Origin of the sequence: Candidatus Syntrophosphaera sp., assembly GCA_019429425.1 — a bacterium.
Classification (GTDB): domain Bacteria; phylum Cloacimonadota; class Cloacimonadia; order Cloacimonadales; family Cloacimonadaceae; genus Syntrophosphaera.
The window spans coordinates 1-14,155 of record JAHYIU010000062.1 but is presented as its reverse complement, the minus strand read 5'-3'; the positions used below and the strand labels follow the sequence as shown (position 1 = coordinate 14,155).

Sequence of the window (14,155 nt, the reverse complement as noted above, 5' to 3'; positions counted from 1 at the left end):
GCTCTATCGATTCCAAAGTGCTTGCATCGATGCTTAGCTTGTGTCGTCCCATGTCCCACTCCTTTTAATCAAAGTTATGGGACAAGATAATCAAGTTTTATGGCTTGTCAATGTAAATCTTGTATTATCCACGGCTCCTGCTGAACACCTTCCCGAGCAAATCCGGCTTCCTGGAATGATGATGGTCCTGGAGTCCATGCTCGTTCCTCGCTAGACTCCAGAGTGCCAGTTTTTATGGGTTTGACAGCCCGTCAGTTGATGATGGCGATCTTGCCGCGGCCGATCTCTCCGCCCATTTCGATCACGTAGAAATACACTCCGGACGAGACTTTGCTGCCGTTGTTGTTTTTCAGGTCCCAGTCCCATTTATGGATGGGATCGATGTTTGGATCGAAGGGCGGGATCGAAGCGCTCATCACCAGATGTCCCGAGGAGTCGTAGATCCTGATGTTGCCCTTCTTGTTGGAGGGGAAATTCAGGAAGCGGCAGAGCTGGTTTCCCTGGCGGACGGGATTGGGATAGACGATGAGGTCCTTGAGGTCGCGGGTGTTGACCAGGGCAAAGCGGGCGATATTTTGCTGGGGCGAGATGGTGTTTCCGGCCAGGTCACGCAAATTGTCCACCCTGATCTGATAGGCCGAGGAGCCGAATTTGAGGGGGTTGGCCAGGTTGACCTGGATCCTGTCGTCCAGGTGGACCACGGAGGAGATGAAGTTGTCCGGATCGTTGGAATGGCAGTGCAGGGTGTAGTTCAAAAGTAGCTCCGGGCTGGGATTGAGGGGCGCGATGGGTTCGCTGAACACGATCTGGACCGATCTTTTGTCTTCCATCACGGTCGCTCCCTCCACCCGCGGCGGGACAGTGTCCTCCTGATAGGCGAATTCATATTCCAGATCCTGCATCAGGATCCCGTTGGCGCTGACGATCTCGCTCAGGTTGAGGATGAAATTGCTGCCGATGGCGGGGAACATGGTGCTGAATTGCAGGTGCACGCCGTGCTGGGTGGCGATGTGATTGGCCGAGCTGGGATGGCCGATGCCGTGGCTGACGTAGTAGAGGGTGGGGTTGATGATGCTCGTGCCCATTTGCTGGTCGAACATGATGCGCAATTGGTTGCGGCCGACCATCTCGATGCTGGTGATGATGGGAACATGGAAGGGAACGGCGTTCTGCCAGATGGTGGGAACGCTTTCGGCCGGGCTGAAGTTGCTGTGCCAGGCTGTGATGGCATATTGATATGTCTGGCCTTCCGTGAGCCCGGTATCCAGATATGAGGTTCCCTGCAGGTTGTCGATGAGGGTGGTGTCTCCACTCTCATCACGCCGGTAGATCCGGTAATGCTGTGCTCCGCTGTCGATCCAACTCAGGTCGACGCTCTGTTCGTCGAGGGGCCGGACCAGGAAATTGGCCGGGGTGGGCGGGCCCGTGAACGGATCATCCGAGGTCCATTCCACCGCGAAGACCGAATCGTTCTCAGCCTTGTAATTGGTGAGGAAGTAGGGGCGGTTGTTGGCATCCTTGTAGGTGAGGATGGAATAGGTGCGGAAGCTTTCTCCGCAAAACTTGGGCACGAATCTGCCACCTTCGTATTTGAGGACATAGAGGTTGGGGGCGATGGCCAGGATGATCTCGTCCTTGCCGTCATTGTCCAGATCGGCGGCCTGGATGGCGTTTTGGGATATGACCTCGTTGAACATGATCGAGCCCATGCTCGCGTAGCTGTTATTGGCCACGTTGCGGAAGCCTTCAAAATACCAGAAATTCTGGTTTTGGTCCAGGATGTCGCGGTAGTATCCGCCCACGAAGAAATCCTGGCTGCCATTGCCGTCAAAGTCGCCGCTGGTGAGGCTGTAGGTGTTTCCGATGGGCATCCTGTAGCTCCAGACCAGTTCGCTGAGGTTGTCGTTTCTGATCTCATAGATCATGAGGTCGCCATCGGTGTCGGCGGTGAGGATGTCAAGATAGTTGTCATTGTCAAAATTCTTTACAATGATGGTGGGGACGAAGGTGTTCCTCACGTTCGTTTCACTGGTGTTGTGGAGGACGTTTTTGGCCAGGAAGGTGTTGCCGGAACGCCGGTAAGCCTGGATGATACGTTCCGCCGGGAGGTTTTTGACCAGCAGGATGTCGTCGATCCCGTCGCCGGTGTAGTCCGCGATCACACCACCGGTGATTGCGGTTGCCTCCCAGATCGGCAGGTTGGGATAGGTGCTGGAGAGCTGGCTTTCCAAAAGGATGGCGGTATCGGCTTTCAACTGGAGGATCTCCATGCCGAATTCGTTGGTGTTGCCGGCTCCGAGGATCCAGAAATTGTCGTTGAAGGAATGCATGACCTGGTGCCCGGCCGCCCCCGGCTGATAGACGAAAACGTTGCCGTAGCCTGAGGTGGGGAGGTCCATGGCGATGTATTCCGGATAGCCGTCGCCGTTGTAATCGTAGGTGTAATTGAGCGGCACGCGGGCCATGCCCAGATGTTCCCAGGCATAGCCATAGCTGGATATCACTTCATAGCCGATATCCATGAAATTGACAAACTGCCCAGAAGTATAGGACAGGCCGCTGATGTTGGTGGCGGCGAGCTGGAAGCTGATCCTGCCTTCCGGGAGATGCTGGGGCACCGGCCAGACGTGCAGGCTGTCCAACTGGGTGCCGTAGCAGTTGTGGACGTTGAAACTGGAATCGGTGATGATCAGTTCGGCGCGCACAGGCTCGGTGAACACGGCGGAGATGTAGAAGCGCAGGTTTTGCCCGTCATAGCGCCGGAAGCCTTGCAGCGATTCCGGGATCAGCGCCGGCGGGCTGCGGTCGTATTCCACCGCCCGGTAATAGTTGTATTTGCTGCCGGAACTGTTCTCAAACTGGACGCGGATGGTGTAGACCCCCTCGGGGAACCAATCGGGGATGTGGAACCGGGCCAGGACCCCGTTTTCCACCTGCTGGGTGTGGAAAGTGGGATAGTTCTGATGGCTCTGGACGTCGAACCAATCGAGGATGGTGGGAACCGCCACGTCGGTATACATCACCGAATAGCGGAAGAAATGGTCTCCCTTGACGGTGCCGGTGATATCGACGCTGTCCGTGATGCCGCTTTGTTCCAGGGGCGTATCGATATAGACCAGCGGCGGGGTGGTGTTTTCAAGGAGTTTTTTGGTGTTGAGCAGGCCGTGGCCGTAGAACTGGTCAAAGCCGGGAACGCCCAGGTCGTCTGTGGAACTGCATAGCCTGGCGCGGACCTCGGCAGGGCTCAATCCTGGGTGCAGGGAAAGGAGCAAGGCCGCCGCTCCGCAGACATAAGGCGCGGACATCGAGGTCCCGCTCTGCTCGAAATACTGTTCCCCAGCTTCCAGCTTGTAGGTGCTGAGCACCATTTCTCCGGGGGCCACCAGGTCCATGTCCATGCCATAGCTGGAAAAGCCGGCGATGGTGCGGGTGCGGTTGATGGCGCCGACCGAGATCACGGTGGAAAGCTTGGCCGGATAGCTGAGATAGGGGCCGGGATCGTTTCCCGCGGACGCGACGAGGGTCACGCCCTTGTCATAGGCGTATTGGCAGGCGTCGCCGATGATCGGGGAATATTCTGGATCGCCCCAGCTCATGTTGATGATGTGGCAGCCGTTGTCCGCGGCGTAGATGATGGCCGCGGCGGCGTCGTCGTCCTGGAGGTAACCCGCTCCCGTGGTGGTGCGGAAGCCTGCCCGGATGGGCATGATCTTGACGTTCCAGGCCACTCCGGTGACCCCGATGCCGTTGTTTCCCACCGCGCCAACGATGCCGGCAACGTGGGTCCCGTGGAAGTTTTCGTCCTCCACGTCATTGTCCTGCTCGAGATAGTCGCCCACGGCGGTGTCGGAAAGTTCAGGCGCGTCGGCGAAGTCCCAGCCGCACCAATCGTCGATGTAGCCGTTGCCGTCGTCGTCGATGCCGTTATCCGGGATCTCGCCTGGGTTGATGTAGATATTGGGCCAGAGGTCCGGATGGTGGATCAGCGCGCCGGAATCGATCACACCCACGATCACGGTGGAGCTTCCGGTGGTGTAGTTCCAGGCCTGGGGATTGGAGGTCACGTCGTGGAACTGGAGGTGGTAGAGCGGGTCATTGGGTTCGAGGTGTAAGCTGGAGAGGCCGTTCGGCTGGACGTATTCGATTCCCGGGAAGCTGATGGAGCCGCTTTTTACGGCCGCCCAATCCGGCTCCTGGGCCAGGTCCACCAGAAAGTATTGCGGGGTGTGCATGCCCCTGATCGGGCGCAGGTTGAAGGCGCCAAGCTGGTTCAGGTAGGAATCGAAGGCCGTCAGGCCGGTGCGGTCGGATTTGGGGTCGAGGGGCTGGCTGCTCTTGAAGATGAGCTGTCCCGGCGTGATGTTCCTGGCCGGGAGGCAGATGATGAGTCCCAGGAGGAGCAGGGCGGTCAGGGTCAGGCTTTTGCGCATTGGCTGGTCCGTCTAAAAGTTGTAGGAGAGGCCGAAGGAATGGACATCGCTAAGGCGGCTGGAAAAGGAAGCCCAGCCGTAATCGATGCCGATGTTGCGCCAGCGGAATCCCAGGCCGGCGCTGAGGTCTTCGGCGTCGTGGTTGTATTTGTAGCCCACTCTCAGGAGCACCATATCGTAGAGGGCGAACTGCGCGCTGGCGGCGGCTTTCCAGTTCTCATCCACCGCCTTGATGCCGCTCAGCTCGACGATCAGGGAATTGCTGTCAAAGAGGAATTGCTTGCTCAGGTCCAGTTCCAGGCTGGGGGCGAAGAGGGTGGCCTCCTCGTTCATTTTGGAGGAGAGGCCCAGGTTGCGCCAGGCCAGGGAGAATCGGGTGTTGCGGACCGGCGGGAGCCAGGTGAGGCCAAGGTCGCCGTGGAGTCCCAGGCTGGAATCGGTGTTCAGCTTTTCGTAGGCCACTCCGGCGTTCAGGCCGGCATAGACCGCGGGGGTGAGGCGCAGGGCGTAATTGCCCATCAGGTCCATGTTCAGCGGGGAATATTGGCCGATCAGATAGCCATTGTCGTCCCGGATCTCCAGTTCGCCATAGTCCAGTTGGCGCAGGGCAAGGCCGAGGTGGGATCTGCGGTCGGAATAGGAATAGTAGAGGTTGTTGTATTTGGTGTCGGCCAGCCAGAGGGAGTGGCTGACGCCCAGGCTGCGGTGGCTTTCCAGGGCTGATGAGGCGGGCTGGCGAACAAAGGAGGCGAGTTCCGTGCCGGCGTGGATCCCTCTTCCGGCCAAGGCCAGGGCCACCGGATTGGTGCTGATGTCCAGGAACTGGTAGCCGTATTCCCCGGCGTTGGGATGGATGCCGGCTGAAAGGGGCATCAGGGCCAGGAGGAGGAGGTTCAGGGTCAAAAGGGTTGTTTTCATGTGGATCGCTCCTTTATTTTTCCACCGCGAACTTGAGCTGGCGGGAAGCCCGGTCGCCGGAAACCACGGCGATGTAGACACCCGAGCGGAGTTTTTCCGCGGGGATCTCGATCGCCTCCCGGTTGCGCAGATAGGCCTTGGCCTCGCCTTTCTGCTTGTAGACCAGGCTGCCGTTGATATCGAAGATCCTGATCTCGATCGGCGTGTCCCGGTTGGTCATCACGTTGAGGGTCAGTTTGTTCTCGTATATGGATTTCAGGGGGTTGGGATAGATATAGAGTTCACCAGCCACAAACAGGCTCTCGCTCTGGAAGATGTTGGGAAGCTGGCTGTGGTCGCGGCTGGCTGTGCGCTGGAGGTTGGCATATTCGCTGGCCCAGCTTTGGTCCAGGTTCGCCGTAACGATGTCCGGCAAAGGCTGGCGGTAAAGGGCCCCGTTGTCCGAGGCCACCCAGGCGTAGGTGATCCCGTCCGGGTCTGTCCCGATCAGGGGCAGGCCGCGGCTGCGGGAACCGAAGGAGACCGGATAGCCGGCTTTGGTCCGGAAATTATCCTCCCAGGCGTTGAGGCGGTTGAAGGAAAAAGACCCGATCAGTTCGTTCTTTCCGTCGTTATCCAAGTCCAGAACCAGAGCGCCGGAGCTGAAGGCCAGGCTGTCTGAGGCCGCCAGATTCAGGCTGGGCGGGCTCATCAGCTTTCCGGAATAGTCGATCACGGCGATCCCCTGGTCTGAGGTCAGAATCAGGTCCAGGCTGCCGTTGAAGTCCCAGTCCGCGATGGTCAGCGGCGCGGTGGACCTCATGTCGTGCACGTAGGGAAAACCGGGAACCAGTTGGGGCGCGGTGTCTATGTCACGGAACAAGTAAACGGAATTCAGGCACTGGACGACCAGTTCCCCGTTCTGGCTGCCGGGAAGGATGGGGGCCTTGAAGATCCCCACCAGGGTCGAATCGATCGGCACATCAACCAGCTTGCTGAGGAATTCCCCGCTGTCCAGATTGTAGTTCCAGACGGCGAAGTTGCCGCCCTGATGCGAGGGGATGTAGAGCCGGTCGCGGAAGAGGGCCAGGTTGGAGACGATGGGATATTCGAATTCCCGGAGAGCGTGGACCCCCGTTTGGCCCGGATCATGCCGGTAGAGCCGTCCGCCCTGTCCGTTGGCCGCGTTCAGGGCCAGGTAGAGCGATTCTCCATCGTAGAGGGGATGGGTGGCCCAGTCCTGGTCGTTGAAGTTGTAGACATATTCTCCCCCTTCGGCTCCCAGACGGTAGAGCCGGGCGATGTGCTCAAGCTGCATCGGAAACCAGAAATCCTGTCCGGTCCAAACGTAGGTGTGTTCCATGGGCTGGCGGGAAAGGGGTTCCTGATAGCTGATGCCGTCCGTGTTCCAGAAGTAGATCTGCCCGTCCGGCATGGGATAGACGATCTGGGAACTCCCGTTCGCTTCGAAATCCACGATGCAGGCGTTGATCGGGTTTTCCCCTTCGTAGTTTGACGACAGCCTCCAGCCGAAGCGCACGGAGAAAGCCATCTGATTGCCGCTGGCGCTGATATCGTATATCTCGAGAGGGATGCCGCCGTAGTAGCTTTCCGCGGTGGGAAGCGAGAGCAGGCCGTTATGGGTCTGATAGCCGAAATAGGCGTTGTTGTCGGCCCGGAAGGTGTCGTAGGGGCTGCCCCACTTATATTGGTCCGGCGCGGCGGTGTCCAGATGCTGGATCCCGTCCGCTTCCTCGACGTCGATGCCCTTGTGGGGCGCGTGGGCGTTGATCGTGTTGAGGTCGAAATTGGGCGTGAAATTGGCCGCGATGACGTTCTCGTCGATATGCCAGATCAGCAGGCCGGAGCCGTCCACCGGAATGGTCATGCCCATGGGGATGGGGCCGCCCAGCCCGGGGAGCATGAAATCCCATTCGCTGCCGATGTAGCGGTTTTCCATGAAGTTGAAATAGGGCAGGAGCGGATAGTTCTCATAATAGTCCTGCTCGCCCTCGGGAAGGAGCTTGAAGGAATAGCTGGGCTGGCCGGTGTAGGGGTCGACGCTGGCGTCGGGATTCTGCTGCCGGTTCTCGATCAGGAAGTATTCCCGGTCCGAGATGGGGACTTTGAACAGGCGGTTACGGAAGGGCAGGTGGTCCAGGAAATGATCAACGATGAGGTCTTCGGACGACTGGGTGACCGTAACGAAGGGTTCCCAGCCCAGAAAGACCCGGCACCAGGGCGAAAGCTGCGCCGGGACATAGCCGCTGGCGTTCCAGATCCCGGTGCCCATCAGGCCCCAATTGCCGATGCCCTGGGATACCCCGTTGCTGGAGTCGTTGTCGAAGAGGGAAGGCAGCCCCAGGATGTGGCCAAATTGGTGCGCCAACACGCCGTAGATGCTGAAGAGGTATACTTCCGCGCCCGGTTCGCCCGGCCCCGGGAAATAGTCCTGAAATTCATGTTCGGGCACGATCACGATGTTGGTGAGGATGGCGCCGTCGTCCGTGGCGAGGCCGGGATAGGCGTCGTTTTCCTCGTCAAACCAATATTGGAGGCGCTTGCGCGTGAGGAAGGTGCTCCAGATCTGCTCCGGCCTGAGCCGGCTGATATCCGATTCCTGGCCCGCTCCGGCGTGGAAGACGATCACTCCGCCATACTGGCTGAAATCGATCGCGGGGTCCGCCTGGGCCATCAGGTCGAGCGTGAATTGGTCCAAGCGGGCGTCGATCTGGCCGGTCGCGGCGTCGTCGGCCCCGTAGTAGCCCATCGTCTGGGGCAGGGTGAACACGGAAGGGTGGAGCGTGTAGTTCAGCTCATAAAGATAGTGGGAGGCGTCGGCGAAGAAGTCGCTCAGGTGGAGCATCCAGCGGTCGAAGAAGGCGCCGTCGTGGGCCAGATAGTCCGGATACTCAGGCGTGGCCTGGAACTGGACGTCGCTGAACTGGACCCGGAGGACGATGATGTCGTTCGGGACCGTTCTGCTTCCCGCGGAGGCGGAGATCCCGCCCGGGGGAAGTTCCAGCCGCGTGGCCCGGAAGCCCGCGGGAACCTGCTCCATCTGCGGATGGGGTGGCACCATGGCGCTCATTTGGCCTGCCAGGCACAAGGCCATGATCAGGCATATGGTCAGTTTGAGGGGCATTAATAGCTCTCCCTGGCTGTCAAATTTGGGCAAAGATGTAAATCCGTTCTGGCCTCGGGGCGGAGCCTTGATGACCATTTATGCCACATATTGGGGCTCTCGTCTTTATGTCAATAAAAAAACCCGTTCCGGCCGAAATCCGCTCTCGGGGGCGAACGGGTCTGTCAATTCGGGAATGCCTTGCAAACTTGCTTGCTATAAGGTCTTGCCCGCCATGAAATCTGCTTCGTTGCACTTGCATAGCTTCACGAATTCGTAGCGGGGAGACCAGCCGGCGCTGCCCTTTTTCTTGTTGCCGACGACCTTGATCTTCTTGACCTCGGTGTTGCACACCGGGCAGATCACCTGGCCTTCGCGGTTGGTGTCGTGCGCCAGCTTGGCGGCGAAACTCTTCACTTTTCCCATTGGTTCCTCTCTTGCCTCCGGGGAGGCTTATTTCCTTGTCTTAATTTGCTCTTTCGAGGTAGTCGCCCGTGCGGGTGTCTATCTTGACTTTGTCGCCTGTCTCCACGAAGAAGGGGACGGTCAGCCTCAGGCCGGTTTCCGTGTAGGCGGTCTTGCCGCTGCCGGAGGCCGTGTTGCCTTTGACGTTGGGCTCGCATTCGGAGATGGTCTGGACCACCGTGACCGGAAGTTCCAGCCCCAGGATGTCACCATCCGGAGCGAACATCATCGAGACTTCCATGTTCTCCAGCATCAGCTTGTCCAGGTCGCCGATCACGCTGGCGTCAACCGGAAGCTGCTCATAGGTCTCGCGGTCCATCATCACGAAGAACTGGCCGTCGTGGTAGAGGTATTCCATCTTCCGGCGCTCGACCCGCACCTCGTTGAAGCTGTCGCTTTCGCGGAAGGTGTTGTCCAGGACCCTGCCGCTGCGCACGTTTTTCAGCTTGGTGCGCATGAAGGCCGGGCCTTTGCCGGGTTTCACGTGCAGGAATTCCACCACCTCGTAGAGGTCGTCCTTCCACTGTATTATCATCCCGTTACGGATGTCTGCCATGCTTGCCATATATCTTTGTTCCTTGAGATTTAGCTTGAATATGCCAAGATTTTGCGCCCCGCGTTTTTGGCAAGGATTTTCTTTGAGGCGCGGCGTGACGCTGGCTTTGACAAAGGGGAACGCTTTTTGCTTGACAAGGTTCTCTCTCCGGAAAAGCTGAACCCCCACTCTCAAGCGAGGAAGAAAGATGCCGATAACGCTCAAAGAAGTCCGAACCAAGAAAGAGATGAAGCAATTCGTCTATCTGCCCGAAAAGATCCACGCCGGCCACCAGGGCTGGATACCGCCCATCTATGCCGATGACATGTGGACCTTCAATGCCCGCAAGAACCCCGCCCACGAATACTGCGAGAGCTTCCAGCTCCTCGCCTATGACGGCCCCCGAATCGTCGGCCGCGTCGCCGGGATCATCAACCGCCGCTACAACGACTATGCCAAAACCAGCTCCGCCCGCTTCGGCTTTCTCGAGGCCACCGAGGATTTCGAGGTCACCAAGGCCCTGGTCGAGTACGTCGAAAACTGGGCCCGGGAGAAAGGCATAGCCAGGATCGTCGGCCCCATGGGCTACACGGAGGAAGACCCCCTCGGCTTCATTTTCGAGGGCTACCACGAGACCCCCAGCCTGGCCTGCATCCAAAACCTGCCCTGGATGAACGAATACATGGAGCGCCTCGGCTACGCCAAGGAACTGGACTATTTCGTCTACAAGCTGGACATCAAGACCGCCATGAGCGACCTCTACGCCAAAATGTTCGAGCGGATCAGCAAAAACAAGGCCTTCCGCCTCCTGGAATTCAAATCCAAAAAAGAGGTCAGGCCCTGGGTCAAGCCCGTCTTCGAATTGATGAACGAAAGCTTCGACCAGATCTACGGCTATTCACCCCTCGACGAGGCGGACGTCGAACTCCTCGCCAAACGCTACATGCCCCTCCTCGACCCCCGCTTCATCAAGGCCGTTGTCACCCCGGAAAACCAGATGATCGGCTTCATGGTCTCATTCCCCAACATGGCCCCGGGGATCATCAAAGCCCGCGGGCGCCTCCTCCCCTTCGGGATCCTCCACATCATCCGCGCCGCCAAAAAAGCCGTCCAGCTCGACAACTACCTCGGCGCCGTCAAAAAGGAATTCCGCGGCAAAGGGGTGGACATCCTCATGGGCTACGCCCAGATGCGCCAGGCCCGCGACGCCGGCTTCGAATTCATGGACAGCCACCACGAGATGGAGGAAAACCTCAAGATGCGCGCCGAAATGGAACGCTCCGGCGGGGTGGTATATAAGAAGTACAGGCTCTATTTCAAGGAGTTGTAGAGAGGGGAAAAGGGGATAAGGGGAAAAGGGATATAGTCCACGAATTACACGAATTACACGAAGGGGAAAAGGGGTGAAAGGGGGATAGGGTGGAAGGGGTGAACCCTGTAGCCAGAGCTTTCCAAAGCTCTGCAAGGCCTTCCCCCGTTGTTTATCCCCGGACGCAGAGGATCGGAATCCTCTGGCTACATCTTGTGGGATGACAGACTCTTTGATCTGGGGATCCACCTAAAGCCCAGCCCTCCAGCCACTTACTCACCTCCCGCCAACCACCCGCCTGTTCAGCGGGAGCTCAGGGAGTGGTGAATGAGTGGCAGACGGATCAGGAAAGGGGAAGGAAACAGGTAAGATATGGATATCGAGAGGGTCCGAACCCCAGTCCGAACCACAAGCCATGGGATGGTTCAAAATGGCCTGTGGTTTTGCTACCCATTGGGGGACAATCAATTAGATAGACCAAACAACAAAACACCACCGAACCCCAAAGGCTTGGGGCTTGGTTTCTCGTTGTGGCACAGCAAGATACGAGACAAAACCCCAAAAAAAGGGTCTTTAACACCCCCCTCCGGAGAATGGGGATCAGGGCAGCAGGATTCGATCCGGAATCCAGGAGAGCGATCCTGAGGGAAGGAATGCAGGATAAGGGTAGAGATAAGATATAAAGTATATATAAAAACAAAACTATATAATAATATAAAATATATAACTATATGCTATATATGTATATATGTTATAGCATACTCGAGAGACAGCTCTTAGCCTGGCGGGGGGTGTTAGAAGCCCATTTTTTGGTGTTTTGTCTCCTAAACCACTGTCCTGCAATAAAAAACCAAGCCCCAAGCCTTTGGGGTTCGGTGGTGTTTTGTTGTTCGGTCCTGGGGCTGGTCTTCCCTAAAAATGAAAAGGGGGATGGAGATCCATCCCCCGGTCTGGTTTACTCTTCTGATCTGAAGGTACTGAATGACTCCATCAACACGGGCGCGACCACGTAGAGCTTCGCGCTTGGATGGTTGCGGGTTTTCTGGGTCTCCACCCTCACGGCGCCGCGTTCGATGAGGTTTTCGATGATGTCCATGAACTCGCGTTTCTTCATGTGGGCGCCGTTCATGAGCTGGGTGTGCCCGGCGCTTCCTCCGTATTTGTTGATCAGGAGGTCGAGGAGCCTGCGTTCGCCGGCCAGTTTGTCCTCTTCTTCCATGATGGCGAGGAAGGGTCGGGTGTTTTCCATGTAGAACCCGCAAAGGTACATGGCCTGGGTGGCGGCGGAGAGTTCCACGCGCTCCCTGGCGAAGAAATCCGCGCAGTTTCCGCGGCTGAGGGCAGTGGAAAACTCCTCGGACTTCCACATCAGGGTGAAGAGGATGCAGAATTTGAACCAGTAGCCGTCGTAGATGCGCGAGAAATAGCTCATCAGGGCTTCGTTGTCTTTTTTGAAGTAGTGGTGGTAGATCTTCTCATATTCGGCGTTGCGGAATTCCCTGGCCTGGTCTGAGAGGCGGAGCTGGAAACAGCCGGGAATGTCGCGCCAGAAGCGGAAGAGGTTGTTTTCGAAGAAGGCGAGCCCATCATCGAGGTCGCCGTCATCGCGGTAGATGAGGTCGATCTCGTCCAGGCTGATGTTTTTGACGACGTAGTAGATCATGCGCTGGAGGAATCCGCTGAGCTGGTCCGGGCCGTCGCGGAGGTTTTTGTAGAGCCAGCCTTCGGTGGTGGCTCCGGCGACGGAGAGAGCGGGCTTGCGGACGCGGTCCGTGCGCTCCAGGTTCGTGAAGGTGGTGTTTACCCCGTCAAAGAGCTTTGTGACCTCGTGACGGTAGTTCTGGTTGTAGTGCTTGTTCATCTCTCCGAGCCAGGCGGCCAGTTCCTGATGGAGGAAGAGGCGGCAGGGGTTTTCGGCCAGGTAGCGGAAGAGTTTGGCGACCGTGATCCCGTTCATGACGAGGGTTTTGCGCTCGTATTCCGCCAGGGGGCCGTTCTCCAGGCTTTCCTCATATTCGCGGATGCTGCGTTCGGCGAAGCGCAGGGCCGTGGTCTTGCGGCTGATGCTGCTTCTGCCGATCAGGCAGCTCCAGATGTTGGGATAGATGGGCAGGCCGTTGTTGGTCATGAAGACGCGGTTGCCCAGATTGACCGCGCAGAAAGGCAGAAACGCGGTTAGCAAGAGCCCGGGGCGGGCGTCGGTGTACCTGGTGGTGATCATCAGGTAGTCCTGCAGCCAGCCGGGCAGCCGTTTGGAATCCAGGGGCACGGAGCTCTGTTTGCCGAAGAGCTCGAGCAATTCACTGGATCCACTGTGGTCCGGGGAAGCCTGGGCCGGTTCCAGGCCTCCGGGAGATTCGGTCTTTCCGGTTCCGGATCCCGGCCCGGACCCGGAGCCCCCGCCGCTTTCCTCGAAGCGGGACAGAGGCTGGTTTTTGTTAATTATCAACTTTTCCTCCTTGTTGTTTTTTATAGTGCAGCCGGAACATTTACTTCCATTCCATATATAGTGGGTTACCCTTTTTTGTTTTCCGCGGGTTCTCGCATAGTAAAAGAGAATTTCATACAGATTAACGGATTAAGCGGATTTACGGATTGAACAAAACAACCCATGAATGATTTGGCCGTTCGATGGAACTTGAAAAACCACTCCCATATACATAGGGTTACCCATGTTTTTTCAGATTTGGGATTTTCCAAAACCACTCCCATATACATAGGGTTACCCATGTTTTTTCAGGGTGGGATTCCGGATACATCCTGTTAAGCATATAGGGTAACGGTGGTCGCGGGGAAACTTATGTGGCTGGGGGAGAGAGGGTTGGATTCGAGTTTAGGGGCTGTCCGTGAAAAGTCCGGAGGACGAAAGTGCATTAGCACGGTATGGAGTGACGCAGGAACGCAAAGGAGCGCAGCGAGTCTGCGGGACAAGGAGCGGAATGCCGTGACACCGGGGGATGAGAGGGTAATCGACCACCGAGCCAGTCCGGAGGACGAAATTGCATTAGCACGGTATGGAGTGACGCGGGAACGCAAAGGAGCGCAGCGAGTCTGCGGGACAAGGAACGGAATGCCGAGACACCGGGGGATGAGAGGGTAATCGACCACCGAGCCAGTCCGGAGGACGAAAGTGCATTAACACGGTATGGAGTGACGCGGGAACGCAAAGGAGCGCAGCGAGTCTGCGGGACAAGGAGCGGAATGCCGTGACACCGGGGGATGAGAGGGTAATCGACCACCGAGCCAGTCCGGAGGACGAAAGTGCATTAACACGGTATGGAGTGACGCAGGAACGCAAAGGAGCGCAGCGAGTCTGCGGGACAAGGAGCGGAATGCCGTGACACCGGTGAGATATCGGCAATGATAAAACATCCCCCCCCCCCCCCCCCCCCCCC

7 protein-coding genes are annotated in these 14,155 nt (G+C 57.8%); 1 reads left to right on the top strand and 6 read right to left on the bottom strand.

Translation table 11 applies throughout. The annotated features are described in order from the left end of the window. Positions 1-251: 251 nt before the first annotated feature. The 5 genes from K0B87_07190 to efp form a co-directional block, all read right to left on the bottom strand. Entirely contained in the window at positions 252-4,430 is a 4,179-nt protein-coding gene (locus K0B87_07190; protein MBW6514523.1) for a S8 family serine peptidase, read from the bottom strand. A 12-nt stretch (positions 4,431-4,442) separates the two neighbouring features. Further along, entirely contained in the window at positions 4,443-5,348 is a 906-nt protein-coding gene (locus K0B87_07185; GenBank protein ID MBW6514522.1) for a PorV/PorQ family protein, read from the bottom strand. Between the two features lie 13 nt (positions 5,349-5,361). Next, entirely contained in the window at positions 5,362-8,472 is a 3,111-nt protein-coding gene (locus tag K0B87_07180; protein MBW6514521.1) for a T9SS type A sorting domain-containing protein, read from the bottom strand. 195 nt (positions 8,473-8,667) lie between these two features. After that, entirely contained in the window at positions 8,668-8,877 is a 210-nt protein-coding gene (locus K0B87_07175; GenBank protein ID MBW6514520.1) for a hypothetical protein, read from the bottom strand. 40 nt (positions 8,878-8,917) lie between these two features. Next, the gene (gene efp, locus K0B87_07170) at positions 8,918-9,481 is read right to left on the bottom strand and encodes an elongation factor P (protein ID MBW6514519.1); all 564 of its coding nucleotides are present in this window, start codon (positions 9,479-9,481) and stop codon (positions 8,918-8,920) included. A gap of 178 nt (positions 9,482-9,659) precedes the next feature. Here efp and K0B87_07165 point away from each other — a divergent pair, with 178 nt between their 5' ends. Next, a complete protein-coding gene (locus K0B87_07165; GenBank protein ID MBW6514518.1) occupies positions 9,660-10,781 on the top strand; it encodes a hypothetical protein in 1,122 nt (373 codons plus the stop codon). A gap of 934 nt (positions 10,782-11,715) precedes the next feature. Here the strand turns inward: K0B87_07165 and K0B87_07160 are convergent. Next, the gene (locus tag K0B87_07160) at positions 11,716-13,209 is read right to left on the bottom strand and encodes a DUF3987 domain-containing protein (GenBank protein ID MBW6514517.1); all 1,494 of its coding nucleotides are present in this window, start codon (positions 13,207-13,209) and stop codon (positions 11,716-11,718) included. Positions 13,210-14,155: the final 946 nt, after the last annotated feature.